The following is a 17,275-nucleotide window of genomic DNA, read 5'->3' on the forward strand; positions in this document are numbered from 1 at the left end:
GAGATCCAAGCAAATATTGCCTTGGTTCTCCTTTTTTGGTTACTAAAACATATTTCTTAAAAAACTTTCACACCGACTCATTTAAAATCGCTTCATAACCCGCTCGATGGTTCGTTGTTCATCACGGCGCTTAATCGTTTCACGTTTATCATACTCACGCTTACCTTTTGCAACACCAATTAAAACCTTGGCAAATCCACTTTTCAGATAAACCTTGAGTGGCACAATTGTGACACCCTTATCTTGTGTCGCCTGTCCTAATTTACGAATTTCTTTTTTGTGCAATAAAAGTTTACGATTTCGAAGCGGATCATGATTAAATTGATTTCCTTGTGCATATTCACTAATGTGAACATTCACCATGTAGGCCTCACCATTTCGAATCTGCACGAATCCATCTTTTAAATTAATTCGACGATCACGGATTGATTTAATTTCAGTCCCGGTGAGGACAATGCCAGCTTCATAAGTCTCAAGTATTGAATAGTCGTGACGGGCTTTCTTGTTTTGCGCCATCAAATTATCATTATTTTGCTTATGTTTTCGTTTGGCCATATAATCTCACCTGCTTTTCAAAACAATTAGTGCTTTTTACGACCATATTGTTTCTTAGATTTTGAATTCTTATTAGAACGATGATTATTTCGATTATTATTGTTGTTGCTAAAATGAATATTAGCACCACCACCGTGATTACTGTTGTTACTATGACGTTGATCATTGTTATGACGATGATATGATTCTTTTGGTAAATAGTTACTGGTTGGCGTATCTTCCGGGTTGACAACATCAAAATCAACCGCACTCTGTTCAACATCAACATTGATAACTTTTACCCGGATTGGCTGTCCCATTTTATAGGTTCTATGAGTTCTGCGACCAACAAGTGCCATAAACTGCTCAACATACTGATAGTAGTCATCACTCATTCGGCTGATATGAACCAATCCTTCAACAGTGTTTGGTAATTCAATAAATAAACCGAATTTCATAACAGAGCTAACGACACCATCAAACTCTTCACCGATATGATCATTCATGTACTCGGCTTTCTTCATAGCATCCGTATCACGTTCTGCATCCACCGCACGGCGCTCGTATTCAGAAGTAGTTGTCGCAATTTCATCCAACACATTTGCGTACTTCTTCTTGGTTTCATCATTGATACCATTATCTTCATAATAATGGATCATCCGATGAACCATTGTATCAGGATAGCGACGAATTGGTGATGTGAAATGCGTGTAGAATGGTGCTGCCAAACCAAAATGTCCTAAAGACTGATCGGCATATCTCGCTTGCTTTAAACTCCTCAGCAACATTACCGAAACCATCATCTCTTCCGGTTTACCAGCAACCTTCTTCAAAATATTTTGAAGTGTCTTTGGCGTAATATGCTTAGGATCTCCTTTAACATTAATTCCAAAAGCCGTTAACGTCTCAAAGAAAGTCTTAATTCGATCTGCATCCGGCTGTTCATGGACCCGGTAAATAAATGGAACATGAGCCTCGTAATAATTTTTGGCGACCGTTTCGTTAGCTGCCAGCATAAATGATTCAATCATCTTTTCAGCAAGTCCACGGATCCTTAACTTAATATCAATTGGATGCCCTTTTTCGTCGACAATGATTTCTGCTTCATTATCATCAAAATCAATTGCCCCACGCGCATGACGTTGTTTATACAAGATCCTGTGAAGTTCTCCCATTGTCTCAAACATTGGAACCAGTTCATTATATTCGTCCATAGTCTTTTGATCATGAGATTCCAAAATTTTGTTAACTGCAGTATAAGTCATTCTAGCTTTGGACCGCATTAAGCTTGGATGAATCCGATGCTTGACAACATTTCCCGACTGATCAATTTCCATCTCACAACTCATACAAAGTCGCAATTCACCTTCGTTTAACGAGCAAATGCCATTAGATAGTCGTCGAGGCAACATTGGAATAACCCGGTCAGTCAAATAGACGGAGGTCCCCCGTCTATATGCCTCCTTGTCAATTAGCCCACCAGCCTTTACATAGTGACTGACATCTGCAATATGAACACCAAGATGGTAGTTCCCGTTAGGTAGTTTCCAAGCTGTTACCGCATCATCCAAATCCTTTGACGACTCACCATCAATCGTCACTAAATCTTGGTCGGTAATATCTTCACGACCAGCCTTTTCTTCTTCGGTTACGTGATCTGGAATAGCATCAGCGGCCTGAAGAACGTCTTCTGGAAACTCTGCAGGAATATCGTGAGAATAAACAATTTGTAAAATATCGATACCCGGGTCGTCGACTGCACCAATAACTTCATCCGCAATACCAACCATATAATCTGGATGATCTGCATTGGGATACTCGGTAATTTGAGCAGTAATAACTTCACCTGGTGTTGGTTTTAAGCCAATATCGTTAATATAAAACTTATATTTTGCAATTTTTTTATCAGTTAATTTAACCTCACCAAAATAGTGACGATTTTCGGATTTTGAAAATGGTCCAACGACTCGTTTATACTTTCGATCAGTAATCGATGTGACTTTGCCTTCCGGGCCCCGATCAGATCCAGGCTCCGCCGGCTTAACAATTTCCATTTCAACGGTATCGCCGTTTAATGCATTCATCGTGTTATCAGGTGCAATGTAGGCATCAGGTGCGATATCATCATAAGCAACAAACCCGAATCCCTTATCATTAGCATGAAAAATGCCGGATAACTTTTGCTTATCAGGGTTCATTTGAAACTTGCCATCTTGTGTGACCACCGCAATACCGTCGCGCTCCAAGCCCGCCAATTCCTGAACAATCAGCTTAAAAGACTCTGATCCATGGTATCTTAAAACATCGGCAATTTTTTCTACTGAAAATTCATTGTCGGGATATGTTCTAAGGACGTTCTCAATTTCTGTTTTTAAATCATTATCTTGCAATCTTTATTCCTCGTATTATTCATAAATTTTAGTTAAAAAGTTACTTAAATCAATTTCGAGCTGCTGATGAGCTGAATTAACAGTAATCATATGACTGGCATTTGGGTATTCATGATAACTCACTTTACTATTAACAAGCTGATCACGCACTAATTGACTACTTTCAGGGTTCACTATTTCATCGCTCATTCCCTGACCTATGAAATATGGTTGATGAATTTTAGGAAGATCAGAAGCAACGACTGCACTAAAGTCGGAAATTCTTTTTAGTAAGTCATCAATATGCTCATCCAGCCACTGCAATTTATCGGCCATGACTTTCGGATCTGTTTTATAGCGAAGATAGTTAGCCCGTGCCATCTGCATAAAGGTATTATGAACACTAAACTGTCGCTTTCGAACTATTGGAGAGCCAAATGAACCACCACCGACTAACTCTGGATGTAATTCAAGCGCTCTGGCAGAAAAAATGCCTCCCAACGAGATTCCAAAGATACTAATATCTTCAAAACCTTGATGCTTCATAAATTGGATTGCCTGTTGCGTATCTTCCAGCCAAATTTCAGGAGACCCCTGAAGAATAATATCTTTAAAGTCCGGAGTCCCATGCCCGGTTAACAACGGTGCGTATATTGAATAATTACTTCGCTCAAGGCGTCGGGCCAGCAGCCTAACATCAACTGGACCACTTGCAAATGCATGCATTAAAATAATGGCCTTGGGACCATGTTCGAAATAAAACGACTTATTTGGTGCTTGCATATTCTTTCATTCCCCTCTACAGTATAGCAGCTGTAATTATTTAGAATGACATCATTAACTGTGCACATCAGCCAATCTTGATGCTCGCAGCAACTTCTTTTTAGCTTGGATTTAACATAACTTCTTTTACCCTAACACTAATTATAATAAAAATCCCCCTGTATTTAAACAGGAGGAGTAAATACTAATGAGATGATAACCAAACCAGTCCTAAGGATAATACAAAAAAGATTATTCCCAAAACAACGGTTGTTTTTTGCATGAATGCTTCAAAACCACGTGGCTTCTGCTTGGCAAACAAGTCATCTGCACCACCGGTTAAGGCAGACATCGCATCATTAGTCTTTGATGGTTGCATTAATACCGCGATTGTAATTAATACACAGTCGATCAATAGTAATGTTATCAATAAGTTGTACACGTTACAGCCTCCCACCGTAAAATCGGCTCAATACTACTCATACTAAGTTAACACATTATCAACGTTTATTCCACACCTAGCCATCAACTTTCTGAACTAAGTTTTGTCAAATCAGCTGTTATTTCATGCTGTTTATTTGTCGAAACATTAATATAAAGCGTGTCGCCCCATCGAAGCATTGTATGGCCTGAAGGGACAATTTCAATGCCATCTCTCAAAATCTTTGTTAATAAAGATCCATTTGGCCATGGTATCTGACTTACAATTTTTCCATCCATGTAGGCACCTGCAAATATGGGCGTTACTATTTGTGCGGTTCGACCAAGATGAAACTGCCGTTTAACCTTTAACAACTGTTGAAGCATCGCATAATAAACCGGTTTGCCGTTCAAGGCGTCTAAAACACTATATGCAATTAGGCAAACCGTTGCCAATCCAAGTAGGTGTGTCAATGTACCAACCATCTCTGTGATCAAGAGAATTGCTGTAAAAGGCGCCTTGCTGATAGCTGCAAAATAGCCAGCCATCCCCATAATAATAAAACTCGATAAGTATGTTTGCGAGATAAACCCATATTGAATTGCGATATTGCCAATAATCGCACCAATCAAGCCTCCCAGACAAAGGATTGGTAAGAAGATTCCTCCAGGAAGACCACTGCCATATGAAATCATTGAAAAAGCGAATCGGATCAGGAAGAAAGCGCAAAGCACCAACGTTGAATAGCCGGCGCCCGTCAACTGAAGGATGATATAATTGCCACCACCCAACAAATTCGGGAAATAAGCCCCCAAACCAATAATCAACAGTAACGGAATAATACCCTGATAGTACCACGGTAGTTTGCTAATCCGATGATACCAACCGCCCATTCTTAAAATGATAAGCTGATAAAATCGGCCAAGCAATCCCAACGCAATTCCAAGGATAACGACCCAGATAAAATACCGAAGCGGAAGCGGCTGGCTTTTCATATACAGAACAGGTTTCAGACCAAAAACATAGGTTGCAACCATATCGGATGTGATTGCAGAAGTTAATGAAACAATCCAAATGTTTGTTGAAAAATTATGATAAATTTCTTCAAGAACAAATAACGTACTGGCAATTGGAGCATTAAACGCGGCACTTAAGCCGGCAGCAGCACCACTTGAAATCAGCACCTGCCGGTCAAACCCTACCTGCTTGGTTAAGTGTGCCAGCCCCTGTCCAAGCGTTGACCCCAATTGAATCGAAGGTCCTTCACGTCCCAAGTATAAGCCACTGCCAATTGCAAGAATACCACCGACAAATTTACGCCAGAGCACAGACCACCATGGATAATCAAGCTCGTCTCGTAGTTGTCCTTCAACCTGTGGAATTCCTGATCCTTTGATATCGGGTTGTTGTCGTAACAGCATGCCTATAATGAGACCAACACTCAAATTAATGGCAAGACACAACAACATCAGTATTGGTTTCTTAAATATACCCGTGTACAGGATCTGCATTATCGTCATCATGTGTTGGATGGACCATCTAAAAAGAGAGACCACAATTCCGGCTAAAATACCGATAATAAGGCCATTAAAGATAAATTTTAGCTGAGACAATTTATAGTTACCCTGAACCTGCACGTTTTTCATCCCTTAATCATTTCTAACACTTATCATATCACAACCACTTAAATCCATTTCTTTAGCTTGGGAACCAATAGTGAAATAAGTAATCCCAAGCCAATGATAATCCCCCTTTTAGAATCAGCATCCCCAGTTTGCGGCAATCGATTAGAAGATCGACCCGCTTTTGAAGAACGGGTGGTCTCACTATTTGAAGATTCAGATACCTGCTGTGCCGATGATTTTGGATCAGTGGCCTTTTTAGATAAGACAACATGTTTATTTTTGGAACGTCCCCTAGTTGACCTGCCAGTCTTTTGGGTCACTTGATTATTTTGTTTTTTATCTTCTGCCTTATCATTGACCTCTTTGGAAACACCTTGATCGTTTAATACCACGTTTTGGTTTTTCGTGTCTTCGAACACATCTTTGGGCGTATTTTCCAAAGACCTTTCCTTATTTGTTACCGGAAGTTCAGAATGATTGACCTGCAAATCCATTTTCTTGTCATTATCTTTTACATAATTAATTTTAACATTAGCCGGTGTCATTGTTGATAGCGTTATTTGTTTATCGGTAATAATAGACCGATAGCCATCAATTGAGATTGGCACATAATGCAACTTTTCTCCGAATTTTCCTGAAAGGGTGCTTTTTGAAAGTTGGTGGCCGTTTTCATCGACATTAACAATGGTCACTTTAACATCATTTCTTTGATATTGAAGCAAGTAAAGATCTTTCTGTTTGTCATACGTCGTGGATTGCCACTCATAGCCATAGAATTCGATATTTTCATGAAAAATATCTGCTACCTTGGACCTATCAATCACTTTCAAAAACAAATCATTGCCGGTTTCGTCGAGCCCCTGTACTTTGATCATATGACTGGATTTAAGGCCCATTTTATTTTGTTCCCTGCTAACCTTTTTCGCGAATCGCGATTGTGTCGGATGGCTTGTTCCCTTGTCTGCACTTATTTTATTCACTTCATGTTGAACCTGTCCCTCGTTAATCCCAAAAGTATCCGAACTTAACCCCTTGCTTTTTGCGAGTTGGGTTGACTTTTTAGAATTAATAGATTGATCCACTAGAAGTTGTTTGGACCCTTTTGAAAAGTCTTTTTCTACTAAATGCCTATCAGTTGGCTTTTGTCCCTTGAGATCATCACTTAAATTAGAGCCTGCAAGGTTATTCATCGTTGACGATGGCTCTGCTTCTTTTGGAGTGCCAATTGATTGCTCCTCTTTAACTACCTGCTGTGTTGTTACGTCTTCGTCGTCTTTTCTTCCACTATTAACTTGTTCATCAGAGGCGGTTTTATTTTTGGGGCGTTTTTTAGCATTTTGTTCATTCAAATTAGAAAGATCGCTTTGTTTAAAGTTGCCAACAATTTCTCCAGTTTTAACGTCTGAATGATTATCAGAATTAATTTTTTTATTTTCCGTTATTCTGTCAAAATCTGTCTTATTTGACGATGTATCATTGCTCGTTACCTGCTGAAAAAGTTTTTCTGGATGATTATCTGATACATAAGTAACTGTAAAGCCGTTTTTGATACTTCCCTTAATAGCTGTTTCCCCATCTAACAGCTTATAGCCGGGTAACGTCTTAGGGATAAATTTGAAATTCTCATCTTTTGGATCAATTTTTTCCTTATAAGAAGCATCTTTTTTACCATCTGAACTAAGAATTGATCTGGAACTCAAGTGTCCTTTTGCATCCTTTATTTGTTCACGTACATAAACATTAAATTCCCTAGGAGATGTTTGTTCACTCTCCGCCGCCCGACTTACAATCGGCGCTGCCAAACTCATCAAACCTACTGAAAACAAAATAACCTTTTTCAAAATAAAAACCTCCATTTAGTGTGTAATATTAATTACGCAAAATGAAGGTTTCTTTATTTTATTAAGTCAAAATTATTTTGTAAGAGATATAAAAAAACCGCATTTCTGCGATCTTTTTATCAATTACTACTTGCTTTGAATGTCATCACGAGCTTGTTCTGATAAATTGTAGAATGAGTGAATACCTTTGTATTCGGAAACATCACCAAGTTGATCTTCAATTCTCATCAATTGATTGTACTTAGCAATACGTTCGCCACGGCTCATTGAACCAGTCTTGATTTGACCTGCATTAAGAGCCACAACAAGGTCAGCAATCGTTGTATCTTCAGTTTCACCGGAACGGTGTGAAATGATAGCAGTGTATCCTGCTTCACGAGCCATTTCAACAGCTTCAACAGTTTCAGTTAAAGTACCGATTTGGTTAAGCTTGATTAAGATAGCATTGGCAACGCCCATCTTGATACCTTTCTTAAGGTAGTCAGTGTTAGTAACAAACAAATCATCACCAACAATTTGAACCTTTTTGCCAAGACGTTGGGTAGCCATTTGCCAATCTGCCCATTCATTTTCGTCAAGTGGATCCTCAATTGAAATAACTGGGTATTTGTCAACGATACCTTCAAGCAATGAAACAAATTCATCAGCAGTGTATGACTTTCCGTCACCCTTCAAATCATACTTCTTAGTTTCAGTGTTATAGAATTCTGAAGCGGCGCAGTCAAAAGCAATCGCAATATCCTTGCCTGGTTTGTAGCCGGCACGTTGGATAGCTTCAACAAGGATTTCAAATGGTTCCTCATTGTTCTTAAGATCTGGCGCAAAACCACCTTCGTCACCAACAGCGGTTGAATAACCACGTTCGTTTAACAAGTTCTTCAAATTATGGAAAGTTTCTGAACTCCAACGAATAGCTTCTTTGATGCTAGGGGCACCAACAGGCATAATCATGAATTCCTGGAAATCAACCTTGTTGTTTGCATGCTTACCACCATTAATAACGTTTAGCATTGGTGTTGGAAGCAAGTGGGCATTGAAACCACCGAGGTAGTTATATAGTGGCATCTCTAATTCATCAGCGGCAGCACGTGCGGCAGCAAGTGATACACCAAGAATGGCATTTGCACCCAACTTACCTTTATTTGGCGTACCGTCCAATTGAATCATAGCCTTATCAATAGCTAATTGATCAGTTACATCGTAGCCAACAATTTCTTTGGCGATGATGTTGTTTACATTATCAACGGCTTTGGTAACGCCCTTACCCATGTAACGGTCTTTGTCACCATCACGGAGTTCAACGGCTTCGTGTTCACCGGTTGAAGCACCTGAAGGCACGATTCCGCGACCCATTGCACCTGCTTCGGTATATAATTCAACTTCAACAGTTGGGTTACCACGAGAGTCAAGAACCTCACGGGCATAAATATCAGAAATAATTGACATATTTTTTTCTCTCCTTAGCGAAAGTTGTGACCTTTTGTACAAGGTTCAACTTAATTTTATTAGTTTAACGCTCAAGTTTCAATATAAAACTGCGAATCTTAGCTATTTTTGTAAGAAATTTGCAAGTTTCAAGAATGAATCAGCCTTTAAACTGGCACCACCAGCCAAAACACCATCAATATCGGTTTGAGCTAAAATATCATCGGCATTATTATCGTTAACACTTCCACCGTACAACACACGAACCTGATTGGCAACATCATCAGAATACAAATCGGCAATTGTTTGTCGAATTAAGTAGCATCCTTCTTCTGCTTCATCAGTGCTGGCAGTTTTACCGCTCCCAATTGCCCAACTTGGTTCATAAGCTAAAATAATGCTTTTAGCCTGATCTGCAGTGACAGATTTAAGCGCATTAGTGACTTGGCTGACAACCCACGAAATTCGTTCTGCAGATTGACGTCGGCTCATCGTCTCGTCACAACAAATGATCGGTGTCAAATGATTTCGAAAAGCAGCATGAACCTTTTTGTTAATAATGTCATCGGTCTCATTGAAATACTTCCGCCGTTCCGAGTGGCCGATAATAACATGGGTAACTCCCATTTCATTCAGCGCTTCCGGACTGGTTTCTCCAGTATAAGCACCCTCGTCTTCATAAAAACAGTTTTCGGCCGCAATAATTAGCGGTGAATCTGCATTATGCTTAATCATACTTTCCAAAAATAGTGGTGAAGCAGCAATGCAGGTTTCAGTAACTTTCGGGTCAGGAAGCTTTCCTTTGATTGTTTCCAGAAACTTAACAGACTCATCTACCGATAAATTCATTTTCCAATTACCGGCAACAAACGGAATTCTCATAATCAAATCATTCCTTTACAATTAATTGCTTAAAATTATTGTAACAAAAGAAACCCCAAAAGCCACGAATAACACTATACCAATTTTAAAATAATATGCGCCTGAACCCTATTGTGAACTACTCGGTCATGAATGACCGAGCTTCTGGGAACACGAAGTCGTATTTAGGATGTTGTATCGGTATGCCGAAGACCTAACCTACAGAACTTCGCTCTTTTACCACGGCTAGTTTCTAGCCAATAGCTCTTAATCCGCAATTAAAGATATTAACTGCCGCATTAATATCTCGATCATGGTGGGTCCAGCATTCAGATAAAAAAATCCCGACAAAGCGGGATTTTAAACTTATTTATTGTCGATTGCAGCAATGCCGGGAAGTGTCTTACCTTCAAGGTATTGAAGTGAAGCGCCGCCACCGGTTGAAATATGAGTTAATTTATCAGCAACACCAAGCTGCTTAACAGCAGCAGTTGAATCGCCACCACCAACAATGGTCGTTGCGTCAGTCAATGAGCCTAAGAATTCGCCAACTTTAAGCGTTCCTTGAGCAAAGTTGGACATTTCGAACACACCCATTGGACCATTCCAAACAACCGTCTTTGCATCTTTAAGAACTTTTTCAAAATCATCAATTGACTTAGGACCAATATCCAGTGCCATCCAGCCATCATCAATGTCGCCTTCGACAACTTTATGTTCTGCATCGTTATTGAAGCTCTTAGCAACAATATTATCGACAGGAAGGACGATCTTGTCGCCACCCTTTTCAAGGATGCTCTTAGCAACATCAATTTTGTCTTTTTCAACTAATGAGTCACCAACTTTGATACCCTTGGCAGCGTAAAATGTATAAGTCATACCACCACCGATGATAATCTTGTCAGCTTTGCTCAATAGGTTATCAATAACACCAATCTTGTCGGAAACTTTTGCACCACCAAGAATCGCAACGAATGGACGTTGTGGATTATTGACAGCTTCACCCAAGAATTGGATTTCTTTTTCCATCAAGAAGCCAGCAGCAACAGGCTTGCCTGATTTGTGCATTGCTTCAGCAATACCAACGTTAGAAGCATGTTGACGGTGAGCAGTACCGAATGCATCATTGATGTATTCATCACCCAAAGATGCCCAGTATTCGCCAAGTTTAGGATCATTGCCTGATTCGCGTTTGACGTATTCTCCATTTACAACATCTTCATAACGTGTGTTTTCAACAAGAAGAACGTTACCGTTTTCCAACTTGTTAATTGCATCTTCCAGTTGTTTACCTTCTGTTACAGGAACAAAAGTCACCGGTTTGTTCAACAAGTTTGAGAGTCGTTCGGCAACAGGACGTAATGAAAGACCCTTTTTGTCTTCTTCTTTTTTAATTCGGCCTAAATGAGAGAATAAGATTGCCTTACCCTTATGATCCAAAACAAATTTAATAGTTGGTAAAGCAGCCTGAATTCGGTTGTCATCACCAATCACACCATCTTTGATTGGAACATTAAAGTCAACACGCATTAATACTTTTTTACCTTCAAGATCCAAATCAGAAACTGTTAATTTTGCCAATTTAGAAGCCTCCTATACACAAGATCGTTTGTGATTATTAAAACATATACTTAGATAACAAAAGACGGAGAAGACGCCCTCTCCGCCGATTGTATAACTTAATTATTAAAGTGAAGCAAACTTCAACAAGGTACGAACCATGTTGCAAGTGAAGCCCCATTCGTTGTCATACCAAGCAACGGTCTTAACAAGTTGGTCATCACCGGCACTAGTAACCTCAGTTTGAGTAGGATCAAATACTGAACCGTGTGGATCATCAATGATATCTGACGAAACAATTTCGTCAGCATTGTAACCAAATGCTTCGTTACCTTCAGTGTGCTTCTTGATAGCTTCGTTAACTTCGTCTGCAGTTACTTTCTTGTCAAGAATTGCAATTAATTCAGTTAATGAACCATCAACAACAGCAACACGTTGTGCATGTCCTTGTAATTTACCAGCAAGTTCTGGAATAACAAGACCAATAGCCTTAGCAGCACCTGTTGAATGAGGAATCGTGTTTGCAGAGGCAGTACGGTTATTACGCTTCTTCTTAGTCTTAGGACCATCAAGAATTTGTTGTGATGCAGTGAATGCATGAACAGTAGTCATTGTACCAACTTTGATGCCAAATTCTTTGTTAATAAAGTATGCCATTGGAGCCAAGCAGTTAGTTGTGCATGAACCAGCTGAAACAATAACATCGTTTGAGTTAAGTGTGTCCAAGTTAACACCAGGAACAACAGTCTTAATTTGACCAGCAGGAGCTGAAATCAAGACACGCTTTGCACCAGCTTTGATGTGAGCTTGTGATTTTTCTTCGGATGTGTAAAAACCAGTACATTCAAGAACGAAATCAACGCCATCGTTTTTAACCCAAGGAAGGTTAGAAGCATCTTTTTCAGCGTATACAGGAATTTCCTTACCATCAACAACGATACCCTTGTCAGTTGAAGAAACATCTCCAGGGAAACGTCCATGTGTTGAATCATATTTCAAAAGATATGCCAACATTGATGGAGTGGTTAAATCGTTAATTGCGGCAACTTCGATTTCATCGGAGTGTAATTCGTGAATTCGTTTGAATGCCAAACGACCAATTCGGCCAAAACCATTAATACCAATCTTTACAGTCATACTGTGTTTTCCTCCTTTAGGAAATAAGAAAATATTAAATATTATCAGATAGTACGAAACTAATCGTACCACTAATTGAAAACAAAGTCAGCACCTTGTGAATAAAATCTCAATCAAGGCGCATCGAGTAAATTGAAATATTACCCAAGTACGAGTATAGCAGACCACTGAATAATTGCAATGAGTTCTACGCTAGTAACCGCTTTCACTAATTCGATTTTTCTTTGTCTTGAAAAATCCATTAAATTCTAGTATATTGGTATAGTGAGTTGCATTAGAAAACTTTTTTGCGCCCGTAGTGTAATGGATCGCACGTAAGATTCCGGTTCTTGAAATGAGGGTTCGATTCCCCCCGGGCGCATTAAACTATTCTTCAAAAGTAAAAGAGACCGAACCAAAGTTAATCTTTGATTTAGTCTCTTTTTTAATCATCAAACATCATTCAAATCTGTGAAATAATCGTCTACTTGTAAACAACTCGAGATGAACGCTTCAAACCTTTTCATACAAATTAATCATCAACGTCATGAAAATCAACACCCTGTTTGGCATAAAAGTCAATAATAGATTGTTTTTGATCCATGAACTTTGGCGGCAATGAAAGCTGAGATCCCATCGTCAAAATCGATTCCTCTAAACCAAATCCTGGTGCAGTTGTCGCTAATTCGATCCGGTTATCCCCAGGATCACGAACATATATACTCTTGAACCAACCACGATCAGCGTACTCTTCTCGATTAAGGTTCATTTTTTCTGCCTTATCCCAAAAATCGAACAATACCTTTTCACTCGGAACCTGCAACGCAATATGGTCAATACTTCCCCGGCCAAACCGTGTTCTTACCTCGGGCTGTTGGCTCTTAAATAAGTCGATTGATTCATGGCCTTCCAACTCAACTACATTGTCTTTAACTGTAATACCCAGCCAATCATGAAAGAACGATGCGGTAGCTGTCGGGTCCGGCACATGTAATTCTGTACCCAGGAAGCGGGCAATTTGATTTTCTGCTGGAATCCCATTATTTGGCACTACCCGCCAATCAGTCAGACGTTCAGGTGTTTCTAACATTTTAATCTCAATATTATCCGGATCGTTAAATTTAAGACCATTCCCAATTTCGGTTACTTCAATACCTTGATCATCCAAACGATGATGCCAATAATCCGTACTTCCCTGTGGAATTGCTAATTTAATATTATTAAAGAAATGTTTCCCATCCGTTCTTCTGCCAAGTAATGGCAAAACAAAAAATGTCACAACTGTCCCCGGCGTCCCTAAATAATCGCCATAAAATAAATGCCTAATTCTGATGTTTTCTTGATTAACACTATTTTTGACAAGTCGCATCCCTAAAACTTTCGTATAGAAATGAACATTTTGTTCTGCATCTCGGGTTAATAATGAAATATGATGTGTTTGCATATTATATGCCTCCCGGCTAGTAAATCATTCTAATATAATTGTATCATGAATGTATCCGCTTTCTAAGCATTGTGACGTTTAAGAATACCACCGACTGCAAGTCACAAAACCTTTGATTTTAACCTATAACCCGTTTTCCATAAACAAGATAAGCAAACTATTTGACCTTTTTTGACCAATCAACTAAACTGTAATCATGAACTTGGCAAAAGCCATCTTTCATAAAATTGATAAGGAGGCATATTCAATGAATTTAGTGCCAACCGTTATTGAACAATCCGCTAATGGCGAACGTGCTTATGATATTTACTCACGTTTGTTAAAAGACCGTATCATCATGTTGTCAGGACCAATCGAGGATGACATGGCAAATGCAATCATTGCACAATTGCTATTCTTGGATGCTCAAGACTCTGAAAAAGATATTTATCTCTACATCAACTCACCTGGTGGTGTCATCACATCAGGTATGGCAATTTTCGATACAATGAACTTTGTAAAAGCAGATGTTCAAACTATCGTTATGGGTATGGCTGCCTCAATGGCTTCCGTTCTTGCTTCTTCTGGAGCAAAGGGCAAGCGTTTTGCATTGCCACACGCCCAAGTTTTGATTCACCAACCTTCTGGTGGTGCCCAAGGTCAACAAACTGAAATTGAGATTGCCGCTGAAGAAATTCTCAAAGCTCGTAAAATGATTAATGAACTCTTAGCAAAGAATTCTGGTCAACCAATTGAAAAAATCAATAAGGATACTGAACGTGATAACTACTTGACCGCTCAGGAAGCTGTTGATTACGGTTTGTTGGATGGCATCATGACAAACAGTTCTGAGAAAAAATAAATTTTAATTAACTACGGATCGAAACTGATCCAACTATTTCCGAGACCAATTTTTGGGCCTCGGTTTTTTTATGCTTTTTTTATTCTGACGTTGACTCAGAAAAATGACTGTTCCGAAATTCTTCTTGCGTGCTGTACTCTTATCATCATCAAGTAACGATCATTGATAAATCACATTTTAGGACCTAAAATGTACTTGTAAAAGTTAAATAAGTAACAAGCTCAAACGATAGTTACTTAAAACGAATTATTAGTGATAGATAATTCGAATAAATCGCTTGTGTTCTAACGCTTAATCAATGAATAGAGGCTAATAAGATGAAAAATACAATGACTTCGGATAAAACAAAAGTAATTGAATCAACTGAAAAAGATGAAACGATTCCTACCGAAATGAAGGCTTGGGAAGTTGTTAAGCCAGGACCGCTTGATGCCAATCCATCGCCACTGAAGTTTACAACCAAACCAGTTCCAACTCCAAAGCGGGGCGAAGTTTTGGTACACATTATTGCCTGTGGTGTTTGTCACACCGACTTACACGTTACTGAAGGCGACTTACCTGTTCATCAGGAACACGTCACTCCTGGACATGAGATTGTCGGAAAGGTTGTTAAGAACGGTCCGGGAACCAGCCGATTCGAGCTTGGAGATAGAATTGGGGTGCCTTGGTTACGTTGGACCTGTGGCGTTTGTGAATATTGCCGAGCAGGTAAAGAAAACCTCTGCCCCAATTCGTTATACACCGGCTGGGACCACGACGGCGGATACGCTGAATATGTGACAGTTCCAGAGGGGTTTGCTTATCGAATTCCCGAAAGATTTGATTCAATGACTGCCGCACCGCTTTTATGCGCCGGCATTATCGGGTATCGCGCTTTTGAACGTGCAAATGTACCTGCCGGTGGCCGATTGGGATTATATGGGTTTGGCGGTTCCGCTCATTTAACTGCTCAATTGGCGATGGCTCAAGGAATCGAGGTTCATGTTCTAACTCGAGGTAAGGATGCTCGAAAATTTGCATTGGAACTTGGCGCTGCATCTGCCAATGGCGCCTATGATCTTCCTCCGGTAAAATTGGATTCAGCTATTATCTACGCCCCCGTTGGCGATATTGTGCCAAAAGCACTTGAAGCTTTAAAACCAGGTGGTACGTTGGCAATGGCTGGCATTCATTCAACTGACATTCCACAACTGACCTACACTGAACATATTTTCCATGAAAAGAACTTAACCAGTGTTGAAAGTAATACCCGCCGGGATGGCGAAGAATTTCTAACATTGGCAGACAGACTGAATATCCATCCAGAAATTCATGAATATCCGCTTGCCAAAGCTGATGAAGCGCTAAAATATGTAGCTGCTGGAGACATTAAGGGTGCTTGTGTATTAAGAGTAAGTGAAGGATAAAAAATAGTTAACAATTATCTTAGTCACAAAACAGGAGGTTGAGACAACATATGTTGTCCCAGCCTCCTGTTTTGTTTTTATCAAAAAATGTCCATTTTCAAAAACTTAAAATCAAAAGAAACCGTCTTAACTACGCAATCTGGTCTTCAGCTAGCTTGCTGGCAAATTCATTAATCTTTCTTAATCGATGATTAACACCCGATTTTGAGATTGGCCCACCTTCAACTAATTCTCCAAGCTCTTTCAAACTTACTTCTGGGTGCTTCAAACGCGCCCTGGCAACTTGAGCCAACTTAGGTGCTAATTTGTTAATTCCCATAACATCATCAATTAATTTAATATTTTCGATTTGTTTGCTGGCAGCATTAGCTACCTTATTTAAATTTGCGTTTTCGCAGTTAACCAATCTGTTCACCGAGTTCCGCATGTCACGAACAATTCGAATATCTTCAAACTTTAACATTGAACTGGTTGCTCCGATTAATTGAAGAAAATCCGCAATCTTCTCGGCCTCTTTCAAATAAGTAATGTATCCACTTCGCCGCTGTGTTGACCTGGCTTTTAAATGATACTTATTCATCATTTCCGCGATCATTTCATTGTGGCTTTCATACAAAGAATAAATTTCCAAATGGTATCGCGACGTTTCAGGGTTATTAACTGAGCCACTAGCTAAAAAGGCTCCTCGTAAATATGAACGGATCTGTGCATCGTTAGTTAATAATTTTTGTGGCACCCGTTCAACAATTTGAACGCCATCAAAGATTCCCAGATCATTTAAGACTTCAGTTGCTTTATTTTCAACACGTAGAATATACAAATTATTTTTCTTCAACTTCATCTTTCGACGAACACTCAATTCGCCGGTAATACCGTAAAACTTAGAAAGCAATTGATACATTCTTCTTGCAATTGCTGGATTTTCCGATGAAACATTTAAAACAAAATGGTGATTGGAAATTGACAGGGATCCGTTGATTCGAATCAGCGCCATTAATTCTGCTTTGGCATTATCTCTGTGAACCGTTAAAGATGTTAGTTCCTTTTTAACTTCGCTTGCGTATGACATT

Annotated in this window: 14 protein-coding genes and 1 tRNA gene; 3 read left to right on the forward strand and 12 right to left on the reverse strand. The window is 39.4% G+C overall.

The annotated features are described in order from the left end of the window. Positions 1–81: 81 nt before the first annotated feature. The 10 genes from smpB to gap form a co-directional block, all read right to left on the reverse strand. Positions 82–555 (reverse strand): SsrA-binding protein SmpB, encoded by a 474-nt coding sequence (gene smpB / locus GQR93_RS09035; RefSeq protein ID WP_003554530.1) that lies wholly within the window; start codon positions 553–555, stop codon positions 82–84. 26 nt (positions 556–581) lie between these two features. Next, on the reverse strand, positions 582–2,924 hold the full coding sequence (gene rnr / locus GQR93_RS09040; protein WP_003554532.1) for a ribonuclease R: 2,343 nt from the start codon (positions 2,922–2,924) through the stop codon (positions 582–584). Positions 2,925–2,939: 15 nt separating this feature from the next. Continuing rightward, positions 2,940–3,686, reverse strand: a complete 747-nt coding sequence (locus GQR93_RS09045; RefSeq protein ID WP_003554533.1) for an alpha/beta hydrolase — start codon at positions 3,684–3,686, stop codon at positions 2,940–2,942. Positions 3,687–3,870: 184 nt separating this feature from the next. After that, positions 3,871–4,107: a preprotein translocase subunit SecG gene (secG, locus tag GQR93_RS09050; protein ID WP_003554535.1), complete on the reverse strand. Its 237-nt coding sequence runs from the start codon at positions 4,105–4,107 to the stop codon at positions 3,871–3,873. An 83-nt stretch (positions 4,108–4,190) separates the two neighbouring features. After that, entirely contained in the window at positions 4,191–5,732 is a 1,542-nt protein-coding gene (locus GQR93_RS09055) for a ClC family H(+)/Cl(-) exchange transporter (protein WP_003554537.1), read from the reverse strand. A gap of 38 nt (positions 5,733–5,770) precedes the next feature. Beyond that, positions 5,771–7,567 (reverse strand): MucBP domain-containing protein, encoded by a 1,797-nt coding sequence (locus GQR93_RS09060; protein ID WP_003554539.1) that lies wholly within the window; start codon positions 7,565–7,567, stop codon positions 5,771–5,773. 111 nt (positions 7,568–7,678) lie between these two features. Continuing rightward, complete coding sequence (gene eno / locus GQR93_RS09065; protein ID WP_003554541.1) at positions 7,679–8,998, reverse strand: phosphopyruvate hydratase; 1,320 nt, start codon at positions 8,996–8,998, stop codon at positions 7,679–7,681. A gap of 102 nt (positions 8,999–9,100) precedes the next feature. Beyond that, positions 9,101–9,859: a triose-phosphate isomerase gene (gene tpiA, locus GQR93_RS09070; RefSeq protein ID WP_003554543.1), complete on the reverse strand. Its 759-nt coding sequence runs from the start codon at positions 9,857–9,859 to the stop codon at positions 9,101–9,103. A 345-nt stretch (positions 9,860–10,204) separates the two neighbouring features. Further along, positions 10,205–11,419 (reverse strand): phosphoglycerate kinase, encoded by a 1,215-nt coding sequence (locus GQR93_RS09075; RefSeq protein ID WP_003554545.1) that lies wholly within the window; start codon positions 11,417–11,419, stop codon positions 10,205–10,207. Between the two features lie 105 nt (positions 11,420–11,524). Then, positions 11,525–12,535, reverse strand: coding sequence for a type I glyceraldehyde-3-phosphate dehydrogenase (gene gap, locus GQR93_RS09080; protein WP_003554547.1), 1,011 nt, complete (start codon positions 12,533–12,535; stop codon positions 11,525–11,527). Positions 12,536–12,824: 289 nt separating this feature from the next. On the opposite strand from gap, the gene GQR93_RS09085 reads away from it, so the two are divergent. Then, a tRNA-Arg gene (locus GQR93_RS09085) sits at positions 12,825–12,896 on the forward strand. A gap of 150 nt (positions 12,897–13,046) precedes the next feature. Here the strand turns inward: GQR93_RS09085 and GQR93_RS09090 are convergent. Beyond that, positions 13,047–13,958, reverse strand: coding sequence for a VOC family protein (locus tag GQR93_RS09090; RefSeq protein WP_003554550.1), 912 nt, complete (start codon positions 13,956–13,958; stop codon positions 13,047–13,049). Between the two features lie 247 nt (positions 13,959–14,205). On the opposite strand from GQR93_RS09090, the gene GQR93_RS09095 reads away from it, so the two are divergent. Beyond that, a complete protein-coding gene (locus GQR93_RS09095) occupies positions 14,206–14,799 on the forward strand; it encodes an ATP-dependent Clp protease proteolytic subunit (protein ID WP_035444804.1) in 594 nt (197 codons plus the stop codon). 329 nt (positions 14,800–15,128) lie between these two features. Continuing rightward, positions 15,129–16,205, forward strand: coding sequence for a zinc-dependent alcohol dehydrogenase family protein (locus tag GQR93_RS09100; protein ID WP_375711592.1), 1,077 nt, complete (start codon positions 15,129–15,131; stop codon positions 16,203–16,205). Between the two features lie 130 nt (positions 16,206–16,335). Here GQR93_RS09100 and whiA read toward each other — a convergent pair whose 3' ends face one another. Next, positions 16,336–17,274: a DNA-binding protein WhiA gene (whiA, locus tag GQR93_RS09105; protein ID WP_003554556.1), complete on the reverse strand. Its 939-nt coding sequence runs from the start codon at positions 17,272–17,274 to the stop codon at positions 16,336–16,338. Position 17,275: the final 1 nt, after the last annotated feature.

This window comes from Lentilactobacillus hilgardii (assembly GCF_009832765.1).
Taxonomy (GTDB): Bacteria; Bacillota; Bacilli; order Lactobacillales; family Lactobacillaceae; genus Lentilactobacillus; species Lentilactobacillus hilgardii.

What these genes read in the sequence shown, in the direction of transcription:
- GQR93_RS09060 (WP_003554539.1), bottom strand. Translation starts at nt 7,567, where the DNA reads ATGGAGGTTTTTATTTTGAAAAAGGTTATTTTGTTTTCAGTAGGTTTG.
- GQR93_RS09055 (WP_003554537.1), bottom strand. Translation starts at nt 5,732, where the DNA reads ATGAAAAACGTGCAGGTTCAGGGTAACTATAAATTGTCTCAGCTAAAA.
- GQR93_RS09100 (WP_375711592.1), top strand. Translation starts at nt 15,129, where the DNA reads ATGACTTCGGATAAAACAAAAGTAATTGAATCAACTGAAAAAGATGAA.
- GQR93_RS09090 (WP_003554550.1), bottom strand. Translation starts at nt 13,958, where the DNA reads ATGCAAACACATCATATTTCATTATTAACCCGAGATGCAGAACAAAAT.
- GQR93_RS09095 (WP_035444804.1), top strand. Translation starts at nt 14,206, where the DNA reads ATGAATTTAGTGCCAACCGTTATTGAACAATCCGCTAATGGCGAACGT.
- whiA (WP_003554556.1), bottom strand. Translation starts at nt 17,274, where the DNA reads ATGTCATACGCAAGCGAAGTTAAAAAGGAACTAACATCTTTAACGGTT.
- smpB (WP_003554530.1), bottom strand. Translation starts at nt 555, where the DNA reads ATGGCCAAACGAAAACATAAGCAAAATAATGATAATTTGATGGCGCAA.
- gap (WP_003554547.1), bottom strand. Translation starts at nt 12,535, where the DNA reads ATGACTGTAAAGATTGGTATTAATGGTTTTGGCCGAATTGGTCGTTTG.
- eno (WP_003554541.1), bottom strand. Translation starts at nt 8,998, where the DNA reads ATGTCAATTATTTCTGATATTTATGCCCGTGAGGTTCTTGACTCTCGT.
- GQR93_RS09045 (WP_003554533.1), bottom strand. Translation starts at nt 3,686, where the DNA reads ATGCAAGCACCAAATAAGTCGTTTTATTTCGAACATGGTCCCAAGGCC.
- tpiA (WP_003554543.1), bottom strand. Translation starts at nt 9,859, where the DNA reads ATGAGAATTCCGTTTGTTGCCGGTAATTGGAAAATGAATTTATCGGTA.